This window comes from Flavobacterium sp. (assembly GCF_027484205.1).
Taxonomy (GTDB): Bacteria; Bacteroidota; Bacteroidia; order Flavobacteriales; family Flavobacteriaceae; genus Flavobacterium.
In genome coordinates this window covers 273,742-294,754 of the sequence record NZ_JAIXUB010000026.1, presented here as the reverse complement: position 1 = coordinate 294,754, position 21,013 = coordinate 273,742, and the positions used below count along the sequence as shown (strand labels likewise).

Here is a 21,013-nt window from a genome sequence, read left to right as displayed (position 1 = left end):
TTATATGAGAAAAATTGTTTATGTTATTTCTGCATTAATTGTTCTTTCGTCATGCAATAAAAAAGAAGAACAACAAACTGGACCAACGTCAATAGAACAAACGATGAAGCCAATTCCAACGGACGAAAAGGCACCAAAATATGTTCCAAAAGGCGATTTAACTGAAATGACTTTTGATAAAACGGAACATGATTTTGGAATTATTAATCATCCTGATAAAGTAAATTATAGTTTCAAATTTACAAATACTGGTGATAAGGATTTAATTATCTCAAAAGCTGTTGGTTCATGTGGATGTACTGTTCCTGAATATCCAAAAGAACCAATTAAACCAGGTGAAAACGGTAAAATTAAAGTTATTTTTAATAGCGCAGGAAAAAATGGAGAACAGCACAAAACGGTAACATTACTTGCAAATACAAAAAATGGTACTGAAAAACTTCATATTAAAGCTATGATAAAAGGAGGAAGAGAAAAGAAAAAAAGAACACCAAAACCTAATTTAAATTTACCAAACTAAAAAAAATATATTATGGATAAAGCAATGCAGTTTTTACCTTACGTCTTAATGTTTGTGGTTTTATATATGTTTATGATTTTACCACAACAAAAAAGAGCTAAAAAGGAAAAAGAATTTGAAAATTCACTTAAAGTAGGAGATAAAATCATTACTAAAAGTGGTCTTCACGGAAAAATATCTGAATTAGCAGAAACAACAATTGTAATCGAAACAATGTCTGGAAAATTGAAAATGGAGCGTTCTGCAATTTCTATGGAAATGAGCGCAGCCTTGAACAAGAAAGCATAATTACAATTAGTATAAAATAAAAAATCCCAAATTCTAAATTTTTAGAGTTTGGGATTTTTATTTTCAGATAATTTTATCGGTATTTATCATTCAAACCAATATTTTGTAGAATCATAGGTTTGATTTTTTCAAAACGAGTAATCTTAGTTTTTTCTTGTTTTGCAGTTTCGATGTATTCTAAAAATTCATTTTGTTTTGATAGTGTAAAGTTTTCAAAAGCTATTGAAAGTTCTTTATCAGATTTTAATTCAGTATCTAAAAAAGGACAAATTATTCTCTCTTTTTTAGTTGGTTTTATTGATTTACCTTCTTTTTCGTTCTCTATTGCTTCATTTATATAAGTTAGAATTTGATTTTCGTTAATATCATTTTTTGAAGAAAATCGCCATTGACGAAGCGATTTTGTAACTCCTTCATTGGCATTGACTAAAATATTAAGTTCATCTTTTAGAAAAACTCCATTAAAAAACCAAATCGTAAAAAAGCTTTTAAAACCACCAATTCCAACGACATTTTTATTGTTTACTGTGTATACAATTCCACCCCATTTTGTAGTTTCAACAAGTTCTGTTTTGTTTATTATGGATTTTAAAATTTCTAATTCGTCTTCCCATAAATCATTACTATTCCAGCTTTTTTTTTCTTCCATTTTAAATTAAACTATTTCTTAGAAAAATCTGTAGAAGCAGTTAATTCAGCAATTTTTACAATAACATCAACCGCTTTTTGCATACTTTCAACTGGAACATATTCATACTTTCCATGAAAATTATGTCCACCGGCAAAAATATTCGGGCAAGGTAAACCCATATAGGATAATCTTGAACCATCAGTTCCACCACGAATTGGTTTTATGAGTGGTTTGATGCCTAGTTGTTTCATCGCTTTTTCTGCTAAATCAACAATATACATCATTGGTTCCACTTTTTCTTTCATGTTGTAGTATTGGTCTTTTATTTCTAGAACACAAATGTCTTCGCCAAATTGTTTAGCATATTTCTTATTGATTTTTGAAATAATTTTTTCAACTTTCTTTTTGCGTTTTTCAAATTTTTTCATGCTATGATCACGAATAATCAACTCTAGTTTAGTGTCTTCTAAACTGCCTAAAATTTGAGTTACATGATAAAAACCTTCATAATCTTGAGTCTCTTGTGGAATTTCATTTTTAGGAAGTTTGCTAATAAATTTATTTGCAATAAGCATTGAGTTAATCATTTTTCCTTTCGCATATCCTGGATGGACGCTTTTTCCTTTAAAAGTTATTTTGGCTCCAGCTGCATTAAAGTTTTCATATTCTAATTCACCAATCTGACTTCCATCCATCGTGTATGCCCATTTTGCTCCAAATTTTTCTACATCAAAAATATCGGCACCACGACCAATTTCTTCATCTGGAGTAAATCCAACTCTAATTTTACCATGTTTAATTTCAGGATGTTGCACTAAATATTCCATAGCTGTAACAATTTCTGTCAATCCAGCTTTGTCATCAGCACCAAGAAGTGTTAAACCATTCGTTGTGATTAAAGTTTGTCCTTTATAAAGTAATAAATCTTTAAAGTAACTTGGTGAAAGAATGATGTTATGTTCTTTATTCAAAACAATATCACCACCATCATAGTTTTCAATAATTTGAGGTTTTACGTCTTTTCCAGTAAAATCTGGTGAAGTATCATAATGAGAGACAAATCCAATTGTTGGAACTTCATGATCAACGTTACTTGGTAGTGTTCCCATCACATAACCATTTTCATCAATGCTTACTTCGGTTAAACCAATATTGTTAAGTTCTTTCACTAATAAATTTGCTAAAACTAATTGCTTTTCTGTACTAGGAGTTGTATTTGAATTGGCATCAGATTCTGTATCGATAATGACATAACTGATAAAACGATCAATAATATTTTGCATGATTTTAATTGAATTTAATTAAGCAAATATACAAATTCAATACATTATATATTCTTCAATTTATTTACTTTTGCAAAACACAACTACAACAAAATGTACAAATTACTAATTCGTCCAATCCTTTTTCAATTTGATCCTGAAAAAGTTCACTATTTTACCTTTTCTTTAATCCGATTTTTATCTAAAATTCCAGGATTCTCCTCACTTTTCAAATCATTATATTTAGTAAACGACAAACGATTAGAAACCGAAGTTTTTGGTTTAAAATTTCCAAATCCTGTTGGATTAGCTGCAGGTTTCGATAAAAATGCAGTTTTGTACAAAGAACTTTCCAACTTCGGTTTCGGATTTATTGAAATTGGTACGTTAACGCCAGTCGGACAAGAAGGAAATCCTAAAAAAAGATTATTCCGATTAAAAGAAGATTCGGCAATTATTAACAGAATGGGTTTTAATAATGGTGGCGTTCAAGAAGCTGTTGAAAGATTAAAGAAGAATAAAGATGTTTTGATTGGTGGAAACATTGGTAAAAATAAGCTTACGCCAAATGAAAATGCCACTCAAGATTACGAAATTTGCTTCGAAGCACTTTTCGATTATGTAGATTATTTTGTAGTGAATGTAAGTTCGCCAAACACACCAAATCTTCGTGAATTGCAAGATAAAAAGCCATTGACAGAACTTTTAACAACACTTCAAAATAGGAATTTGGCTATTCATACTGAGCGTAGTCGAAGTGCTAAACCAATTCTTCTTAAAATTGCTCCAGATTTAACTGATTCTCAACTTTTAGATATTATTGATATTGTAAACGAAACCAAAATTGCAGGTGTAATTGCGACTAATACAACGCTTTCAAGAGAAGGTTTGCTATCTGAAAATAAATCAGAAACTGGCGGATTATCTGGAAAACCATTGACGAATCGTTCTACAGAAGTCATTCGATTTTTATCTGAGAAAAGTAATAAATCATTTCCAATTATTGGTGTTGGCGGAATTCATTCTGCTCAAGATGCCATCGAAAAATTAGAGGCTGGTGCAAGTTTAATCCAACTTTACACTGGTTTTATTTATGAAGGTCCAAAATTAGTGAAGGAAATAAATAAGGCAATTTTAAAGAAAAAATCCTAAACCTGCTTGTACTAAAAGTCCAATCAACAAAGCTATTCCGAAACTTAATAATGTTCCAATTAGGACATATTCGGTAAGTTTTCGGTCTTTTGCTTCTTTCAAATCTCCAAATCGGAAGATTGATTTTGCAGCTAATAAAAAACCAATAGCTTCAAAATGACCTGTTAAAATAAAGCAGAACACAAAAAGGCGTTCTAAAATTCCAATATAATTTCCGGCATTTTGTAGTGAATCATCATTAGTTTTATTCTCAGGTGTCCAAATAGAAATGATATTTTTAATGATTATTGAGGTTGGTTTTGTCAATAAAATGAAACCTGTAATGGTAATCCAAAATTGATTTCCAAAACTTGTAAAATCTATTGTAGTATTGTTATAAATTAATGTAACTGCAATAATAACAAGTAAATGCAAAATTTGATCTACAGAAAACCATAGTCGTTGTGTCTTTTTATTCTGAAAATATAACTTCAAAAAATCTATAAAGCCATGTATAATCGCTAAACCCAAAGCAAACCAAACAAATGTTGTTTTGCCAACTAACAACCAAGCTAAAATGAAATGTAAAAGTGTGTGTAAATACAGGTAAACACTGCGATGTTTCTTAGTTTCTTTATCAATAACCCAAGAAGTTGGTTGCAATAAAAAATCACCGATTAAATGTGCTAAAAGCAATTTTACAAATACAATCATATTTCAAGTGATTTTATTTTTTTTCTAAAATAACGATCTACTTGCATCATCAATTCATAATTAGAACGTTTTTGTCTTCGGCTTACCGCTGCTTGATTTATTCCTAATTTTACTCCAATTTCTTCTTGAGAAAGTGTTGGATTTTGAATAGCAACCAAAACAAATTCAGCTGATTGTTGTAGCCAATGATCCATAAAGGACAGGCTTAAATTTAGCATTAAATTCAATTCTTCGTCAAATTCAGCATTTCCAGAATTGATGGCTAAATTGATTTTTTGCTTTTTTAAAGTTTCAAATGTTTCTCCAGAACGAATAAAAGCACTTCCATTACTTTCAGTAATTTTTCTTGCTTTATGTGTTTTATCTCCAAATCCTAAACTCATTCTAACATCTAAATCGATGGATTTAAAAAAAGCTTTAATTTGAAAAGCAATTGTTAAAGCGTCTTCTATAGTCTTGATTTCCAGTTGAAACTCATCACCACGATAGATTTCCCAATCGTTTGGAGATTTTCCAATCGATTGGAATATAGCTTTTAAGTCATCCATCCATTTTTTAGAAGGAACTTTTCTTGAGTTGATAATATCGCCTGTAAGTATCACAATCATAAGTCAAATGTAATAAATATTTTTAATAAAACAACAATTATTACCAAAATACGTAATAATTCAATTTATTACCGATTTACGTAATATTTGTAATTATTACCAAAATACGTAATATTTTAAATTATTACCAAAAAGTGTAATAATTAAATTTTACTTCTTTATAAAAAACGATTTCGTAAAAACGATTTCTTTAGTATCTTTGACAACAAATGGAGAAAATAAAAATCATAGAATGTCCACGTGATGCCATGCAAGGCATAAAACCTTTCATTCCAACGGAACGAAAAGCGGATTATATTCAGGCCTTACTTCGTGTTGGCTTTGATACAATTGATTTTGGAAGTTTTGTTTCACCAAAAGCCATTCCGCAAATGATTGATACGGCTGAGGTTTTAGCGCAACTTGATTTGTCGCAAACGAAAAGTAAATTACTTGCCATTATTGCTAACACACAAGGTGCTGAATTAGCTTCGGTTCATAAAGAAATACAGTATTTAGGGTTTCCATTTTCGATTTCAGAGAATTTCCAAATGCGAAATACCCACAAAACCATTGCTGAAAGCTTAGTCACTTTACAAGAGATTTTGAACATTGCAGATAAGTCCAATAAAGAAGTAGTAACCTATATTTCAATGGGTTTTGGTAATCCTTATGGTGATCCATGGAATGTAGAAATAGTAGGCGAGTGGACCGAAAAATTAGCCAATATGGGTGTGAAAATTTTATCCCTTTCTGATACTATTGGAAGTTCAACACCAGAAGTTATAGATTATCTGTTTTCGAATTTAATTCCAAAATATCCAAACATCGAATTTGGAGCACATTTGCACACCACTCCAGACAAATGGCACGAAAAGATTGATGCGGCTTACAAAGCAGGTTGTCGTCGTTATGATGGAGCAATTCAAGGTTTTGGAGGTTGTCCAATGGCAAAAGACGATTTAACAGGCAACATGCCAACTGAGAAAATGTTGTCTTATTTTACCCAACAAAAAGCCGATACCAATACTAGCCCAATGAGTTTTGAAAGCGCTTACAACGTGGCTTCAAGATTATTTGGTGAGTTTCATTAAGAAATTTTTAGTTGTCAGTTCTCAGTTTTCGGTTTTCAGTTATTTGTAATTCGTGTAATTTCAAAGTAATCTAATTCGTGAAATTCGTGTCCAAAAAATCAACATCTTTTAAACAACTTATAAAACTCAATCCATATTACTGAAACAAAGGCAATCAAAATACTAAATCCAATTTGTTTATAATCAACCATTTCAAACAAAAAGAATTTAGAAAAGATTGGCACAAAAAGTAGGAGTGAAGTGAGAATTAGTGTTACTCCAACAATCATCAAAACCAAATTATTTTTATAATAAATTGTTGTAAAAATTGAATAATAAAACGAGCGATTTTCCAAAGTAAGAAAAATGTTTGAAGCAATCAATGTCAAGAAAATAGAGGTTCGTGTGTAGCTTTCCGTAAAATCATTTTGAACACAATATTGGTACATAAACAATAAGCCTAGAGTAATTATCAATCCTTGAATAATACTAATTGTAATCTCTTTTAAATTAAAAAAAGTAGTAGTCAAAGGTCTTGGTTTTTGGAGCATTAAATTGCGTTCCATAGGTTCGTTTTCATAAATGATGGAACAAGTTGGACCCATGATTATTTCCAAAAAGATAATATGTACTGGTGTAAAGATGTTAGGATATATCCAACCCAATGCTAATGGAATAAACACAATCATTATAATTGGAATATGAATAGAAATTATATATTGAATAGCTTTTTTCAGGTTTACATAAATCTTTCTTCCCATGGCGATAGCGTCGGTCATTTTTGCAAAATCGTCATCAATCAAAATTAGATTAGCAGCTTGCTTTGCAATTTCGGTTCCTTTTTTACCCATTGCAATTCCAATATGCGCCGATTTTAAAGCTGGACCATCATTTACACCATCACCAGTCATGGCTACAATTTGATTATTATCTTTTAATGCTTGAATAATTTTCAACTTAGCTTCGGGAAACATTCGTGTAAAAATAGCAGTTTCCATCACTTTTACTTTCAATGTTGCTTCGTCCATCGTCATTAATTCATCACCATTCAAAATTTTATCGGCATCTTTAAAACCAATTTGTTTAGCAATGGTTGAAGTGGTTTGAGCATTATCTCCAGTAACTATTTTTAATTGAATTCCGGCATCATAAAACGTTTGAAATACTTCTTGAATATTAGCTTTTGGTGGATCATAAAAGGCAACTAGACCTTGAAAAGTAAATTTAAATTCTTGTTGTGTTTTTGGATAATTTGTTCCAGAAAAATCGGTTACTCCAACACCTAGAACACGATAACCTTCATTTGTCATCTTTTCCATGGCCAACAAAATCTTTTGTTTCTCGATTTCTGACAAATGACTTACTTCAATAATTGCTTCTGGTGCGCCTTTAGTTGCGATGATTTTTTTACCATTGGAATCTTCAAAAACATGTGTCATCATAGGAGGTTTTCCACCCAAAGGATATTCGTGAACCAATTTGAAATTTGGTCGTTCATCAACCGATTGTAATTTTGCGTAAGCTTCATGAATGGCAATTTCCATGGCGTCAAACGGAATCGGTTCACTCGACCACATCGCATAATTTAAAACTTCTTCAGCTTCAGGACTTATTTTTTCTTTTGTATCAATAATAGCATCCGTTTTGAAAACATACAATTGAGCCAAACTCATTTTATTCTCCGTAATTGTTCCCGTTTTGTCAGTACAAATTACGGTGGCGCTTCCCAAAGTTTCGACCGTTTTAGTTTGTTTAGTAATGATTCCCATTTTCATTAATCGCCACGCTCCAAGTGCCATAAATGAAGCAAAAGCGACTGGAATTTCTTCAGGAATTACACTCATGGCAATGGTTAAAGCTTTCAATAAACTATCTAAAACAACTTTTGAATGATAATAGTTTATTGCCCAAACAATTATGAAAATAACTAAACCAATGACCGACATTTTAGTTACAAAATTGTTGATTTGTATTTGTAATGGTGTTTTTTCTTCTACGATTGTTGCAATGCTTTTACCAATTTTACCCAGATTAGTTTGATTACCAATAGCAATAACTTCACAAATTGCTAAACCAGTAGCGACTGTTGTTCCTTGATAAATAGTTTTGTTTTCAGAAGTTTCATTTTTAAAAATCGATAAGGATTCGCCAGTCAAAATAGATTCATTAACCGAAAAATCATTCGATTGGACAATAATTGCATCAGCAGGAATAAACGTTCCTTCTTCCACTTGAATGAAATCTCCAAGGACAATATCTTCACTCGGAATTTCAATTAATTCATTATTTCGTATGACTTTGCTTTTCGGTTGTGACAGTTTTTTTAAAGTTTCGATAGCATTTCTACTACGTGCTTCTTGAAAGAGAGAAATTGCAGCCACTAAAAATATGGCTACCGTCATAAAAATTCCATCACCATAATCGCCAGAAATGTAGTAAATACTTGCAGCTGCTACCAATAATAAAAACATTGGTTCTTTAACCATTTCTAATAAAGACATCAAAAAATGATTTTTTTCTTGATGTTCTAATGAATTGGTGCCGTTTTTAGCTCTTGAGGAAGTAACTTCATCATTTGATAGTCCTGAAATTTTATCTTTGGAATCTGTCATAAAAATGAATTAAGAAGTTATACTAAGTTAATCATTTTTATTGGATTAAAATCATTTCTAAGGGATATAAATTTTAGATTTTGAAAAAACTTCTGACTTCCAACTTCTAACTTCGTACTTTTTACTATATTTGCACGCAATTTAACTACAACTACAAATTGCAACATGAAAGCACACACAACTAAAATCGTTGGAGAAGGTTTAACCTATGACGATGTTCTGCTAATTCCAAACTATTCAGAAGTTTTACCACGAGAAGTCAATATTCAATCGAAAATATCTAGAAATATTTCGTTGAATGTTCCTATTGTTTCTGCAGCAATGGATACAGTTACCGAAAGTTCTATGGCAATTGCAATGGCACAAGAAGGTGGAATTGGTGTTTTGCACAAAAACATGACCATTGAGCAACAAGCAGCAAAAGTCAGAAAAGTAAAACGTGCTGAAGCTGGAATGATTATTGATCCAGTAACATTACCTTTAAATTCTACTGTAGGTGATGCTAAAATGTTGATGAAAGAACACGGAATTGGTGGAATTCCTGTAGTAGATGAAAATGGAATTTTAAAAGGAATTGTTACTAACAGAGATTTACGTTTTGAAAAAATAAATTCTCGCTCCATTTTGGAAGTTATGACTTCGGAACACTTAGTTACCGCTGCCGAAGGAACAACTTTGCAAGAAGCGGAAGGAATTTTACAACAAAATAAAATTGAAAAACTACCAGTAGTTGATACCAATAATAAATTAGTTGGATTAATTACGTTTAGAGATATTACTAAGTTGGCACAAAAACCTGTTGCTAATAAAGATAAATTTGGTCGTCTTCGAGTTGCAGCTGCATTAGGAGTTACTGCCGATGCTGTAGAAAGAGCGACTGCTTTAGTAAATGCAGGAGTTGATGCAGTAATTATTGATACGGCTCACGGACACACAAAAGGAGTAGTTGATGTATTAAAATTGGTTAAAGCAAAATTTCCAAATCTTGATGTAATTGTCGGAAATATTGCCACTGCCGAAGCCGCTTTGTATTTAGTAGAAAGTGGTGCCGATGGTGTAAAAGTCGGAATTGGTCCAGGTTCAATTTGTACTACAAGAGTTGTTGCAGGAGTTGGATTTCCGCAATTTTCAGCAGTTTTAGAAGTTGCTGCTGCTTTGAGAGGTTCAGGTGTTCCAGTTATTGCTGATGGCGGAATTCGTTATACAGGAGATATTCCTAAGGCAATTGCTGCTGGAGCTGATTGCGTCATGCTTGGTTCACTTTTGGCAGGAACAAAAGAATCACCGGGAGAAACCATTATTTTTGAAGGAAGAAAATTCAAATCGTATAGAGGAATGGGTTCAGTTGAAGCCATGCAAGAAGGTTCAAAAGACCGATATTTCCAAGACGTTGAAGACGATATTAAGAAATTAGTTCCAGAAGGAATTGTAGGACGTGTTCCATACAAAGGTGAATTAAATGAAAGCATGCAACAATTTGTTGGTGGACTTCGTGCCGGAATGGGTTACTGTGGTGCTAAAGATATTCCAACGCTACAAGAAACAGGAAGATTTGTTAGAATCACTACTAGCGGAATTGGAGAAAGTCATCCACATAATGTGACCATTACTAAAGAAGCTCCGAATTATTCAAGGTAGTTTTTTAAGTTGTTGTTATGAAGGAAACTTAATAATTTAAATCATTAAGAAAGTTAAGGTAATTAAGAATTTAAAGAAAACTTAATGTATTCTAATTTGCTTAATGGTTTTTTAAGCCTTCAGAAACTCCGCAATTTTTTTCTTTTCACCAGCAATCCAAAGGATATCGCTATCTTCTAAAACTAAATGAGATTCCGGATTCAGGATTCGTTTTCCGTTGCGTTCTATTCCAACAATGATGCCGTGCGTTTTTTCTCTAATTTGTGATTCACGAATACTTTTTCCAATGCAAACTCGATTTTTTAGTTCCAGTTTTTGAAGTATAATATCCCTTTCCACAGCTTGTTCGGCTACATCAATTTCGTTTTTATCCAAGTAAATTTTGAATTCTTTTACTTGTTCGTCAGTTCCAATAACACTTATCTCATCGCCTGGAAAAAGTCTTTCCGTTCTGATAGGAATATTTATAACAACTTCACCTCTTTTTATCGATGCAATGTTTATTCCGAATTGTTCTCTAATTTTTAATTCTTCGAGCGTTTTTCCAGCCAAATTCGATTCTTTTGCTATTTCAAATTCGGTCATGTGTCCGTCCCAAGGTGACAAAGTTTTTTGTCTTTTATTTTCTTTTTTGATTTCGCGATCATTCAAATTACTTATGAAATGATGTTCAATTTTATGATAAATAGCATGTAATTTCTTTGGAAATAAAATGTATGTCGCAATAGCAATTAAAAAAGCAATAAATGCAATACCTGAGGAGAAAAAAGTATTTAAAATAAATCCAATGTAAAATAGTGAAAGCGCGATTCTAAAAAGTACTAACATAATAATTGGACCTTGATGTTTTTTCTCTTCCATTAAGATTTGAACATGTTTTACCGCAACTCTTCGTAAGGACAATGCCCATAAAAAAGGCGATAAAATAACTACTGTAATTAAAGCTGCAATAACATTTCCAGCTTTAGAATCTTGCACTAATGGCAAAATATAAGTTGAAGAAAGTAGAATAATTGCAACAATAATAATGGAATGGAGAACTACTTGCGTCAAATAACTTCGCAATACAATTTGCCAATTGCTTAACGATTTGATTTCCTCAGTATTGGCACTATAAAGCTGTATTCTTTTTACCCATTTTTTAGGTAATTTTTTCTCAATAAAAATAGAAAAAGGTTCGGCAAATTTCACCATGAAAGGCGTTGTAAATGTTGTAATCGCTGAAACTGCAACTACAATAGGATATAAAAAATCATTGGTAACTTTCAACGTAGTTCCTAAAGTGGCTATGATGAAAGAGAATTCACCAATTTGAGACAAACTCATTCCAGCTTGAATGGATTGTTTTAAAGGTTGTCCAGATAACAATGAACCAATTGTAGAACTTATTGATTGCCCGAAGATTACAACCAACGTTAAAATAGCAACAGGTAAGGCGTATTCTACCAATGTATCAGGATTGATTAACATTCCAACCGATACAAAGAAAACAGCACCAAATAAGTCTTTTACAGGTTTTACAAGATGTTCAATGTGTTCCGCTTGTGTGGTTTCGGCAATAATTGAACCCATAATAAAAGCTCCAAGCGCAGGAGAAAAGCCAACGTTTGCAGCAAAAATTACCATTAACAAACAAAGTGCTAACGAAATAATCAACATCATTTCATCGGTCAATAAATGTTTAGCTTTTTGTAGTAATGTTGGAATAAAAAAGATGCCTACCACAAACCAAATAGTCAAAAAGAAAACCAGTTTTAATACCGATAAAACCAATTCCATACCAGAAAATTGCTGACTTACAGCAATCGTTGAAAGTAAAACCATCATTAAAATGGCAATGATATCTTGTACGATTAAGGAACCAATTACGTTTCCTGCAAATTTTTGTGATTTTACACCAAGTTCATCAAAGGTTTTTAGAATTATAGTTGTTGACGAAATAGATAGAATTACCCCAAGAAAAATGCTATTCATTTTATTCCAATCCATCAATTGACCAACAAAAAAACCAATGGTAACCATGGCAATTATTTGTGTAAGCGCAGTTATAGAAGCCGTTCCGCCAACTTTCATTAGTTTTTTAAAACTGAACTCTAATCCTAAACTAAATAAGAGAAATATGACTCCAATTTCTGCCCAAACTTTTACACTATTGACATCTTGAACTGTAGGGAAAAAATCAAACTCAGAACCAGCTAAAAATCCTGCAACAAGATATCCTAAAACTAAGGGTTGTTTTAAAATTCTAAACAATAATACAGCAATAGCAGCAGTAATTAGGATTAAACCTAAATCACTAATTAAATTGGGTAAATGAACCGCTGATGCTGCTAAAAAGTGTGGCATACATTTGAATTTTTACTAAAATAACAAAAAATCTGCTTTAATCAAAGAGACTAAAGCAGATTTAGAGAAATTATAACAAAAAATAGGATTAAATTCCCAAATAATTACTTGGACTAATCTGCATTAATTCTACTTTGATTTCATCAGAAACATTTAGAGTTTGTATGAAATTATGAATTGCTTCTTTATTGATGACAGTATTGGTTCGAGTTAAGTCTTTTAATGCTTCATAAGGATTTGGATAGCCTTCACGACGTAAAATCGTTTGAATTGCCTCAGCTACAACAGCCCAGTTTTTCTCCAAATCTTCTTCAAATTTAACCTCGTTTAAAACCAATTTATTCAACCCTTTCAAAGTTGCTTCAAAGGCAATTAAAGTATGTCCCATTGGAACGCCTATGTTTCTTAAAACGGTACTATCGGTCAAATCACGTTGTAATCTTGAAATAGGTAATTTTGCAGAAAGGTGCTCGAAAATCGCATTCGCAATTCCTAAATTTCCTTCAGAGTTTTCAAAATCAATAGGATTCACTTTATGTGGCATTGCCGATGAACCAATTTCTCCCGCTTTGATTTTTTGTTTGAAATAATCCATTGAAACATACGTCCAAATATCTCTATCTAAATCAATTAGGATAGTATTAATTCGTTTTAAAGCATCAAAAAAGGCTGCAAAATGATCGTAATGTTCTATTTGTGTTGTCGGAAAAGAATGTTGTAGTCCTAAAGTAGATTCTACAAAATCAGTTCCAAATTTTTTCCAATCGGTTTTTGGATACGCTACGTGATGTGCGTTATAATTTCCTGTGGCACCACCAAATTTTGCTGCAAATGGAACGTTAAATAACAAACGCATTTGCTCTTCCAATCGTTCTACGAAAACTAGAATTTCTTTTCCCAATCGAGTAGGAGAAGCTGGTTGACCGTGTGTTCTTGCTAACATTGGAACGGCTGCCCATTCTACAGATAGATCTTTTAATTTTGCAATTACTGAAATCAAACTTGGTAAATACACTTTTTCAAAAGCGTCTTTTGTTGATAAAGGAATCGCTGTATTATTGATGTCTTGAGAAGTTAATCCGAAGTGGATGAACTCTTTATATTTTTCTAATCCCAAACCATCAAACTTACTTTTGATGAAATATTCCACCGCTTTTACGTCATGGTTCGTCGTTTTTTCGGTTTCTTTTATCCAAAGTGCATCTTCGGTTGAAAATTGAGTATAAATTTTACGTAACTCATCAAAAACGGATTTATTTACACCTGAAAGTTGTGGTAAATCGGCTTCGCATAAAGCAATAAAATATTCCACTTCAATTAAAACTCGATATTTTATCAGAGCTTCTTCCGAAAAAAATGGTGATAAGGAAACGGTTTTACTTCTATATCGTCCGTCAATTGGCGAAATAGCGTTTAATTCTGTTAGTTGCATTGTGTTGTTGTTTATTCTGTCCCGAAACTTCTTGGTCGATTCAGAATCTAGTTATTTTTAAAACGCAAATTTAGTTAAACGATTTTAGAATATAGAATATAGAACAAAGAAAATAGACTATTTATAAAATCTATTTTCTTTATTCTCTTCTCAACAATTTTTCTCTCAAAAACGGAACACCTTCGGTTGCATTCATAGGAATTACCTCTAGTGGATTAGCCAATTCATAAATCGTTGCAGGTTTTGGATCAATATAATAAATAGGTGTATTTGGTTTTCCATAATGAATCAATCCAGCTGCAGGATATACTTGCAATGAAGTTCCTATAACAGCAATGATATCAGCAGATTGAACAATTTGCAACGCTTCTTCAAGTGCTGGAACATCTTCACCAAACCAAACAATATGTGGTCGTAGTTGATGTCCGTTTTTATCAACATCGCCAGTTTTTAAATCGCCAGTCCAATCTAAAATATAGTTACGATCTTTTATACTTCGTACTTTTAAAAGTTCGCCATGAAGATGCAAAACTTTTGTACTTCCAGCTTGTTCATGCAAATTATCTACGTTTTGAGTGATGATATGAATGTCAAAATCATTTTCTAAATCGGCTAAAGTTTGGTGTCCTAAATTAGGTTGAACTTGATGCAATTGTCTTCGTCTTTGATTGTAAAAATCTAAAACTAATTCTTGATTGTTGCGCCAACCTTCAGGCGAAGCGACTTCCATCACATCGTGACCTTCCCATAAACCATCAGCATCACGAAAGGTTTTGATGCCACTTTCAGCAGAAATACCTGCACCGGTTAAAACGACTAATTTCTTTTTCATAATTATTGGAACGCAGATGACACGTATTTAACGGATTTGCGCAGATTTTAATTTGATTTAGTTTTTAAACACATAGAAAAATAGAATTTATTAATCAACATAGATTTTTATAGAAATGTTATTTTTTCACATAGTCTATAAAATCTATAAAAAGCGTAGCTACTTTTTTACCTTGCTATTGTCTATGTTTTTATATGTTTAGAATTGAAGCATAAAATTAGTGAATTTCTTCTAAAATAGGTATTGGTTTTATTAAATCTTGTTTTACTATTTTTGCCGAAATATTTTTGAATATGATCGATTTAGAGTACTTGTCCTATTTGGAAGATTTTTTGACGGATAACCGAAAAGAGCGATTTCTTAATGTGTTAAAAAATCGCACCAATCATTTTACGATTGCCATGGAAGATGTTTTTCAGTTGCACAATACTAGTGCTGTAATGCGTAGTTGTGAAGTTTTTGGGATTCAGCAATTGAATGTTATTGAGGAAAAATTTGGTAAACGAATCGATGCCGAAATTGCCATGGGCGCACAAAAATGGGTTGATGTTAACCGATTTAATTCGGTGCAAAGTTGTATTGATAAAATGCGTGAAAAAGGCTATCAAATTATTGCCACAACGCCACATAATGATTCGTGTTTGATTCACGAATTTGATATTACTAAGCGAAGTGCCATTTTCTTTGGAACTGAAAAAGAAGGACTTTCTCCAGAAGTTATTGAACAAGCTGATGGTTTTATGAAAATACCGATGGTTGGTTTTACAGAAAGTTTGAATATTTCAGTTTCTGCAGCGATTATCATTCAAGATATTACTAATAGATTGCGTCAATCGAACATCAATTGGCAATTAACGGATGACGAAATTCTAGAAAAGCGATTGGATTGGGCTAAAAATTCTATAAAAGATATTAAAAGAATAGAGGAACGATATTATAACGGGAAGTGATTTTTAATGTGTCGCCGCTTCATGAAGTTGTTGATTTTCAACACTTTTTTTACAAAAATAGACAAATTTTAGTTTCAAAAATCACTAATTCTGATAAATCACAAACCCCGCAATTTCGAGAAACTGCTTTTAGCAGTAGTTTTTTGTCTTTTCAATAATTCCATATTCCATACTAGTTAAATCGCTAATTATCAGTGAGTAGTTTGAGTTACTAATTGATTTTGTCGGTTTAAAAATAATTTTTATTTCTGTTTTTTTGATATTCATTTCAATTTCTAAAGGTTTGATTATTTCCCAGCTTGAATAAATTGCTAACAAATTTTCTGGTTTGTCGGTTATTATAAAATTTCTAACGATACTATTTAATGGAAAAGTTTTTATTCCTTGAACAATTATAAAATTGTTTTCTACCAAAATATTGCACCTTTCAAACATTAAATTTTTGTCTACGATAGCGAAACTGCTTAGCCTTTTTATAGAGCATTTTTTATTAAGTATTTTGTAAAACTTTAAAAAATGTTTAGTTTCTAAATCTACAACTTTTTGATTTGATTTTTTATTGTTATATGTCTTAATTATATATGGAAATACCACTAATACTGACAAGATTCCAATTATGTTGACTAAGATTTCCAATTTGACGATGTTGTTTTAAAATTACTGCTAACTTATAAATATAGGCATGTTCATCATACTAATACTTATAAATGTTTGAAATCATTTGTAAATGTAAAAAAATCCTCAATCGTTTTTACAATCAAGGATTTAAAGTTTTATTTAGAGTATTCAAGCAAATCTCCTGGTTGGCAATCGAGTGCTTTGCAAATGGCTTCTAGTGTGCTAAATCGTATGGCTTTGGCTTTGCCTGTTTTTAGTATTGAAAGATTGGCTAAAGTTAAATCTACCTTTTCGGAGAGTTCGTTTAATGACATTTTGCGTTTTGCCATCATCACATCGAGGTTTACTGTAATTGCCATAAGTTATATTGTTAGTTCGTTTTCTTCTTGTAATTCAATCCCTTTTTTGAAAATTTGGGCAATAACTAAAAGCACAATTCCCATAAAAAACCAAACGCCATCGCCATCAATTTTTAGAAACTCTACATCTGGTATTTTTATATTTTTAGTTTCTAACCAATGAACATAGCTTTTTCCCCAAGACGAAAATAAGCCAATAGACAACGTGATGTAAGCCATCATTGAAATGAATCTTCCAATGGCGCGATTAAAAGGTTGTTTCATATTCAAATGTTTGTCATGCAATACTTTTATAATGGAGTAAAACAAAATACATTTTAATATAGCTACTATATTAATGTAAGTTGTCACTGCAAAAAACTGTCCCGAATCGTAGTTATATAAATCTGAAAAATCTAATTTATTCCAGAAATGGCTTGAAAGATCCGAGTTAACTGATAAAGTGTAAATGGTGTTTGATAAAAATCCTCCTGCGTCAATACACAAGCCTACAAATATAATCCATGAAAGGATATACAATATTTTTAACATCATTGAGGTGGTAATTTTGATTTCCATAATATATTAAGTTTTAAAATTGATGATGCAAATAAAGATAAAAATTTATTGATAAACAATAAAAATTTATTATTTAACATTTAATTTAAATTTCTATTGAAAAAATTCTGCCACAGATTATTGATTTTTTTGTTATATCAATTATAATATAAAATAGACTAAAGATGCGAAGTTATTTTTTTTCAAGACAATGAAAAAAATCATTGCATAGCTTTTGTTACGGAATTATTTTTTGAAGATGTATTGGAAAAAAAGAATAAGTAGATTGGGCTATTTTATATGTATAATTGGTATTAAATAATAGATACTGAATCAAAGACTAAAAATTATTTTGAATAAAAAAAAATCCTTAATCGGGTTTAGTGATTAAGGATTTTTATAAAGGTAAATATGACTTATTTTTTCTTCAATACTTTGTATTCTTCATAGCATTGACTAATTGCATCCATGATTTGCAAATCATTAGCCGTTTCTATAAACGATTGTGAGTAGTTGCAATGTTGTAAAATTTCTGGAATATCGTTTTTATCAATACCTAATAAACCAGCTAAAGTTTCTCTATCGAATTTGGTTTCTAAAAGATTTCTAACGGTATCATCTTTACGCATTTCTTTAAGTTTTTTCAATTCTCTTGGTTTGTTTCCAAAGAAATTATAAAGCATGTCGGCAGGATTAAAAATAGCATTCATGACTCTTGAGAATGCTTTTGGAGAACGATCTCCCATTTCATAAGCATTTGGTAAACCAGAAATACTGTAACGATAATTTTCAATTTCCGGAATTAACTTTGTGTCAATTTCTAAATAACCTGTCAATTGATATTTTCTTACAATTACTTCTTCAAGTGCAATCGATTTTTCTGTAAGTTGAATTTTAGATGAACCGTTTTTTATCCAATCTGTAGTGACTCTAACTTTTAAAGTTGTAAAACCAACGCAAGTGATGTGTAAAGTATCCAATGGATTTGCATCAATTTCAAAATATCCTTTAGAATCGGTTGTGGTTCCTTTAACTCTGTTAATGTTAATGATGTTAACGTTTGCCAAAGGCATTAAAGTAGTAACGCTTTCAATTGTTCCAGAAACTTTTTTTAATGGTTTTGTTTCTTGTGCAATTGTTTCTTGTGTAAAAAATAATATTATAAATGCGACTAAATATCTCATGTTTTTGTTTGAAAGTTTAAAAGTAAAAAACTCTTTAAGATAATCTAATGGTTTTATAAATTATTATAAGAAAATTAACAAATGCCTAATTGATTTGAAACAAAAACTCCAATTTCGAATATCAAAATTGGAGTTTTATATATTTTTGAAATTAAATCCTTAACTTCTTCTAGGTCTTCTAGTTTTTGCACTGTCAAAAGAACGACTTGCAGGTCTATCAGAACTTCCTTCAGAACGTCTTGGAGAACTACCTTCTCTTTGAGCTGAACCTGGTTCTCTTCTTGGAGCTGAAGAACTTCTTTCACTTCTAAAACCGCTTTCTTTTGCTGGTCTGTCTGATGAAAATCCGCCTTCACGTCTTGGAGCTGAACTTCTTTCGCCACGATCGCTTCTTGGTCCAAAACTTCCTGAACCTTTTCTTTCGCCACTAGAATTTCTTTCACCTCTAAAACCACCTGAACTTCTTCCGCCACCGAAACCGCCACCACTTCTTCCGTTATGGTCACGTCTTTCACGGCTTCCGCCATCGTTTTTAGAAATTTCAACGTTGATACGTCTTCCGTTAAGGTCAAATCCGTTAAGAACTGACATTACTTTATCAGTATGTTCTCCGTCAGTATTAAAGAAAGAAAAACCTTCTTTTACATCCACTTTAAACACGTCGTCACGACCTAAATCTAATGTTTCTTTTAAGAAATCTTTCAATTGCATCCAGTCGAAATCGTCTCTTGCACCAATATTTACGAAATAACGAACAGGATCACCAGCTCTAATTTCTCTTGGTTCTGAACTTCTCTCGCTTCTTTCACTACCTTTTTCACCCGATAAATCTCGTTTCTTTTTATAGTAGTTGATGAATCTATTAAATTCAACAGAAACCATTTTCTTAATTAATTCTTCTTTAGTTAAACCATCAAGAACTTCGTTGATTGCAGGAAGATAGTTGTCTATTTCGTGGTCAACTTCAGTATCTTTAATTTTATTAGCTAAGTGCAACAATTGAATTTCGCAAATTTCCATTCCAGAAGGAATTGTTTTTTCTTGAAATTTTTGTTGGATGATTCTTTCGATAGACGCAATTTTACGAATCTCACTTTTAGTGATAATTACAATTGAAGTTCCTAATTTACCAGCACGACCAGTTCTTCCTGAACGGTGATTATAGGTTTCAATTTCGTCTGGTAATTGATAGTTTACTACGTGAGTAATATTATCAACGTCAATTCCACGAGCTGCAACATCTGTCGCAACAAGCATTTGAATTTGACGACCTCTAAACGATTTCATAACGCCATCACGTTGCGCTTGAGATAAATCTCCGTGCAATGCAGCAGCACTGTAACCATCTTCAATTAATTTTTCTGCAACCGCTTGTGTATCACGTTTTGTTCTACAAAAAACTACAGAAAAAATATCTGGATTAGCATCTGCTAAACGTTTTAATGCTTCATAACGGTCACGTGCATTCACACAATAAAATTCGTGAGAAACAGTCGCTGAACCTGAATTTTTGCTTCCAACAGTAACTTCTGCTGGATCATGCATAAATTTCTTAGCAATTCTTGCTACTTCTGCAGGCATTGTTGCAGAGAATAACCAAGTATTTTTCTCATCTGGAGTATCCGATAAAATGGATACAATGTCTTCATAAAAACCCATGTTCAACATCTCATCTGCTTCGTCAAGAATACAGAAATTGATGTTTTTAATGTTTACAAGACCACGATTGATCATGTCTTGCATTCTTCCTGGAGTTGCAACAATAATTTGTGCACCTCTTTTAATTTCTCGGGCTTGTTCTGTAATGCTTGCACCACCATAAACTGCCACTGTATGTAAACCTTTTACATATTTTGAGTATTGTTTAATCTCGTTGGTGATTTGTAAGCATAGCTCACGCGTTGGGGATAAAATTAACGCTTGTGTACTTCTGTCTTCGGCATCGATTTTTTGGATTAGCGGAAAACCAAAAGCTGCTGTTTTCCCTGTTCCTGTTTGTGCTAAAGCTACTAAGTCTGTGTTTTTTTCCAATAAGACTGGAATGGCTTTTTCTTGCACTTCTGACGGATTCTCAAATCCTAGATCTTTGATCGCCAGCAGTAACGACTCATTCAGACCTAATTGTTCAAATTTATTCATAAAGTATTTTAAATTGGGTGCAAAGGTAGGTTTTAAAAACGATATAAACTAATTTGGTTTCAATTGATAATCAATAAGTTGTGATTTTTAGATAGCAAGATGGAAGTTTGAAGTAGGAAGACAGGAGTTTTTGTGCAGGTACTTTTGAGAAAAACATGAA

General features: G+C 31.9%; 18 protein-coding genes. 6 read left to right on the top strand and 12 right to left on the bottom strand.

Annotated elements, in window-relative coordinates:
- The first annotated feature begins 4 nt into the window (after positions 1–4).
- Together Q0049_RS15265 and yajC are read left to right on the top strand one after the other, a co-directional pair.
- A complete protein-coding gene (locus Q0049_RS15265; protein WP_298121661.1) occupies positions 5–520 on the top strand; it encodes a DUF1573 domain-containing protein in 516 nt (171 codons plus the stop codon).
- A 12-nt stretch (positions 521–532) separates the two neighbouring features.
- Positions 533–808: a preprotein translocase subunit YajC gene (gene yajC, locus Q0049_RS15260; RefSeq protein ID WP_298121658.1), complete on the top strand. Its 276-nt coding sequence runs from the start codon at positions 533–535 to the stop codon at positions 806–808.
- Positions 809–881: 73 nt separating this feature from the next.
- On the opposite strand, the gene Q0049_RS15255 is transcribed toward yajC, so the two are convergent.
- Both Q0049_RS15255 and pepT read right to left on the bottom strand, forming a co-directional pair.
- On the bottom strand, positions 882–1,457 hold the full coding sequence (locus tag Q0049_RS15255) for a DUF1801 domain-containing protein (protein WP_298121655.1): 576 nt from the start codon (positions 1,455–1,457) through the stop codon (positions 882–884).
- An 11-nt stretch (positions 1,458–1,468) separates the two neighbouring features.
- Positions 1,469–2,722, bottom strand: coding sequence for a peptidase T (gene pepT / locus Q0049_RS15250; RefSeq protein ID WP_298121652.1), 1,254 nt, complete (start codon positions 2,720–2,722; stop codon positions 1,469–1,471).
- Positions 2,723–2,815: 93 nt separating this feature from the next.
- Here pepT and Q0049_RS15245 point away from each other — a divergent pair, with 93 nt between their 5' ends.
- Complete coding sequence (locus Q0049_RS15245; RefSeq protein WP_298121649.1) at positions 2,816–3,853, top strand: quinone-dependent dihydroorotate dehydrogenase; 1,038 nt, start codon at positions 2,816–2,818, stop codon at positions 3,851–3,853.
- Here the strand turns inward: Q0049_RS15245 and Q0049_RS15240 are convergent.
- Both Q0049_RS15240 and Q0049_RS15235 read right to left on the bottom strand, forming a co-directional pair.
- The gene (locus Q0049_RS15240; RefSeq protein WP_298121646.1) at positions 3,836–4,546 is read right to left on the bottom strand and encodes a DUF3307 domain-containing protein; all 711 of its coding nucleotides are present in this window, start codon (positions 4,544–4,546) and stop codon (positions 3,836–3,838) included. The genes Q0049_RS15245 and Q0049_RS15240 overlap by 18 nt on opposite strands.
- The gene (locus Q0049_RS15235) at positions 4,543–5,154 is read right to left on the bottom strand and encodes a SatD family protein (protein WP_298121643.1); all 612 of its coding nucleotides are present in this window, start codon (positions 5,152–5,154) and stop codon (positions 4,543–4,545) included. The genes Q0049_RS15240 and Q0049_RS15235 overlap by 4 nt, the downstream gene beginning before the upstream one ends.
- Before the next feature lie 209 nt (positions 5,155–5,363).
- Between Q0049_RS15235 and Q0049_RS15230 the strand changes: the two genes are divergently transcribed.
- Positions 5,364–6,227: a hydroxymethylglutaryl-CoA lyase gene (locus Q0049_RS15230; RefSeq protein WP_298121642.1), complete on the top strand. Its 864-nt coding sequence runs from the start codon at positions 5,364–5,366 to the stop codon at positions 6,225–6,227.
- 98 nt (positions 6,228–6,325) lie between these two features.
- Here the strand turns inward: Q0049_RS15230 and Q0049_RS15225 are convergent, their stop codons facing one another.
- On the bottom strand, positions 6,326–8,818 hold the full coding sequence (locus Q0049_RS15225; protein ID WP_298121640.1) for a cation-translocating P-type ATPase: 2,493 nt from the start codon (positions 8,816–8,818) through the stop codon (positions 6,326–6,328).
- A gap of 165 nt (positions 8,819–8,983) precedes the next feature.
- On the opposite strand from Q0049_RS15225, the gene guaB reads away from it, so the two are divergent.
- Complete coding sequence (guaB, locus tag Q0049_RS15220) at positions 8,984–10,456, top strand: IMP dehydrogenase (protein WP_298121639.1); 1,473 nt, start codon at positions 8,984–8,986, stop codon at positions 10,454–10,456.
- Between the two features lie 111 nt (positions 10,457–10,567).
- On the opposite strand, the gene Q0049_RS15215 is transcribed toward guaB, so the two are convergent.
- The 3 genes from Q0049_RS15215 to Q0049_RS15205 all read right to left on the bottom strand — a co-directional run bounded on the left by Q0049_RS15215 (position 10,568) and on the right by Q0049_RS15205 (position 15,066).
- The gene (locus tag Q0049_RS15215; protein ID WP_298121636.1) at positions 10,568–12,802 is read right to left on the bottom strand and encodes a cation:proton antiporter; all 2,235 of its coding nucleotides are present in this window, start codon (positions 12,800–12,802) and stop codon (positions 10,568–10,570) included.
- A gap of 88 nt (positions 12,803–12,890) precedes the next feature.
- Entirely contained in the window at positions 12,891–14,234 is a 1,344-nt protein-coding gene (gene purB, locus Q0049_RS15210) for an adenylosuccinate lyase (RefSeq protein WP_298121633.1), read from the bottom strand.
- Between the two features lie 139 nt (positions 14,235–14,373).
- Positions 14,374–15,066, bottom strand: coding sequence for an NAD-dependent deacylase (locus Q0049_RS15205; protein ID WP_298121629.1), 693 nt, complete (start codon positions 15,064–15,066; stop codon positions 14,374–14,376).
- Positions 15,067–15,359: 293 nt separating this feature from the next.
- Here Q0049_RS15205 and Q0049_RS15200 point away from each other — a divergent pair, with 293 nt between their 5' ends.
- Positions 15,360–16,016, top strand: coding sequence for an RNA methyltransferase (locus Q0049_RS15200; protein WP_298121626.1), 657 nt, complete (start codon positions 15,360–15,362; stop codon positions 16,014–16,016).
- Positions 16,017–16,789: 773 nt separating this feature from the next.
- Here Q0049_RS15200 and Q0049_RS15195 read toward each other — a convergent pair.
- From Q0049_RS15195 to Q0049_RS15180, 4 genes are all read right to left on the bottom strand, one after another.
- Positions 16,790–16,993 carry a helix-turn-helix transcriptional regulator gene (locus Q0049_RS15195; RefSeq protein ID WP_298121623.1) on the bottom strand — a complete coding sequence of 68 codons (204 nt, stop codon included), beginning with the start codon at positions 16,991–16,993 and terminating at the stop codon, positions 16,790–16,792.
- A gap of 3 nt (positions 16,994–16,996) precedes the next feature.
- The gene (locus Q0049_RS15190; protein WP_298121620.1) at positions 16,997–17,551 is read right to left on the bottom strand and encodes a DUF2975 domain-containing protein; all 555 of its coding nucleotides are present in this window, start codon (positions 17,549–17,551) and stop codon (positions 16,997–16,999) included.
- A gap of 395 nt (positions 17,552–17,946) precedes the next feature.
- On the bottom strand, positions 17,947–18,714 hold the full coding sequence (locus Q0049_RS15185; protein WP_298121618.1) for a carboxypeptidase-like regulatory domain-containing protein: 768 nt from the start codon (positions 18,712–18,714) through the stop codon (positions 17,947–17,949).
- Between the two features lie 159 nt (positions 18,715–18,873).
- The gene (locus Q0049_RS15180; protein ID WP_298121615.1) at positions 18,874–20,853 is read right to left on the bottom strand and encodes a DEAD/DEAH box helicase; all 1,980 of its coding nucleotides are present in this window, start codon (positions 20,851–20,853) and stop codon (positions 18,874–18,876) included.
- Between the last annotated feature and the right edge of the window lie 160 nt (positions 20,854–21,013).

Coding starts and splice junctions, on each gene's coding strand:
- Q0049_RS15265 (WP_298121661.1), top strand. CDS start 5: ATGAGAAAAATTGTTTATGTTATTTCTGCATTAATTGTTCTTTCGTCA.
- yajC (WP_298121658.1), top strand. CDS start 533: ATGGATAAAGCAATGCAGTTTTTACCTTACGTCTTAATGTTTGTGGTT.
- Q0049_RS15255 (WP_298121655.1), bottom strand. CDS start 1,457: ATGGAAGAAAAAAAAAGCTGGAATAGTAATGATTTATGGGAAGACGAA.
- pepT (WP_298121652.1), bottom strand. CDS start 2,722: ATGCAAAATATTATTGATCGTTTTATCAGTTATGTCATTATCGATACA.
- Q0049_RS15245 (WP_298121649.1), top strand. CDS start 2,816: ATGTACAAATTACTAATTCGTCCAATCCTTTTTCAATTTGATCCTGAA.
- Q0049_RS15240 (WP_298121646.1), bottom strand. CDS start 4,546: ATGATTGTATTTGTAAAATTGCTTTTAGCACATTTAATCGGTGATTTT.
- Q0049_RS15235 (WP_298121643.1), bottom strand. CDS start 5,154: ATGATTGTGATACTTACAGGCGATATTATCAACTCAAGAAAAGTTCCT.
- Q0049_RS15230 (WP_298121642.1), top strand. CDS start 5,364: ATGGAGAAAATAAAAATCATAGAATGTCCACGTGATGCCATGCAAGGC.
- Q0049_RS15225 (WP_298121640.1), bottom strand. CDS start 8,818: ATGACAGATTCCAAAGATAAAATTTCAGGACTATCAAATGATGAAGTT.
- guaB (WP_298121639.1), top strand. CDS start 8,984: ATGAAAGCACACACAACTAAAATCGTTGGAGAAGGTTTAACCTATGAC.
- Q0049_RS15215 (WP_298121636.1), bottom strand. CDS start 12,802: ATGCCACACTTTTTAGCAGCATCAGCGGTTCATTTACCCAATTTAATT.
- purB (WP_298121633.1), bottom strand. CDS start 14,234: ATGCAACTAACAGAATTAAACGCTATTTCGCCAATTGACGGACGATAT.
- Q0049_RS15205 (WP_298121629.1), bottom strand. CDS start 15,066: ATGAAAAAGAAATTAGTCGTTTTAACCGGTGCAGGTATTTCTGCTGAA.
- Q0049_RS15200 (WP_298121626.1), top strand. CDS start 15,360: ATGATCGATTTAGAGTACTTGTCCTATTTGGAAGATTTTTTGACGGAT.
- Q0049_RS15195 (WP_298121623.1), bottom strand. CDS start 16,993: ATGGCAATTACAGTAAACCTCGATGTGATGATGGCAAAACGCAAAATG.
- Q0049_RS15190 (WP_298121620.1), bottom strand. CDS start 17,551: ATGGAAATCAAAATTACCACCTCAATGATGTTAAAAATATTGTATATC.
- Q0049_RS15185 (WP_298121618.1), bottom strand. CDS start 18,714: ATGAGATATTTAGTCGCATTTATAATATTATTTTTTACACAAGAAACA.
- Q0049_RS15180 (WP_298121615.1), bottom strand. CDS start 20,853: ATGAATAAATTTGAACAATTAGGTCTGAATGAGTCGTTACTGCTGGCG.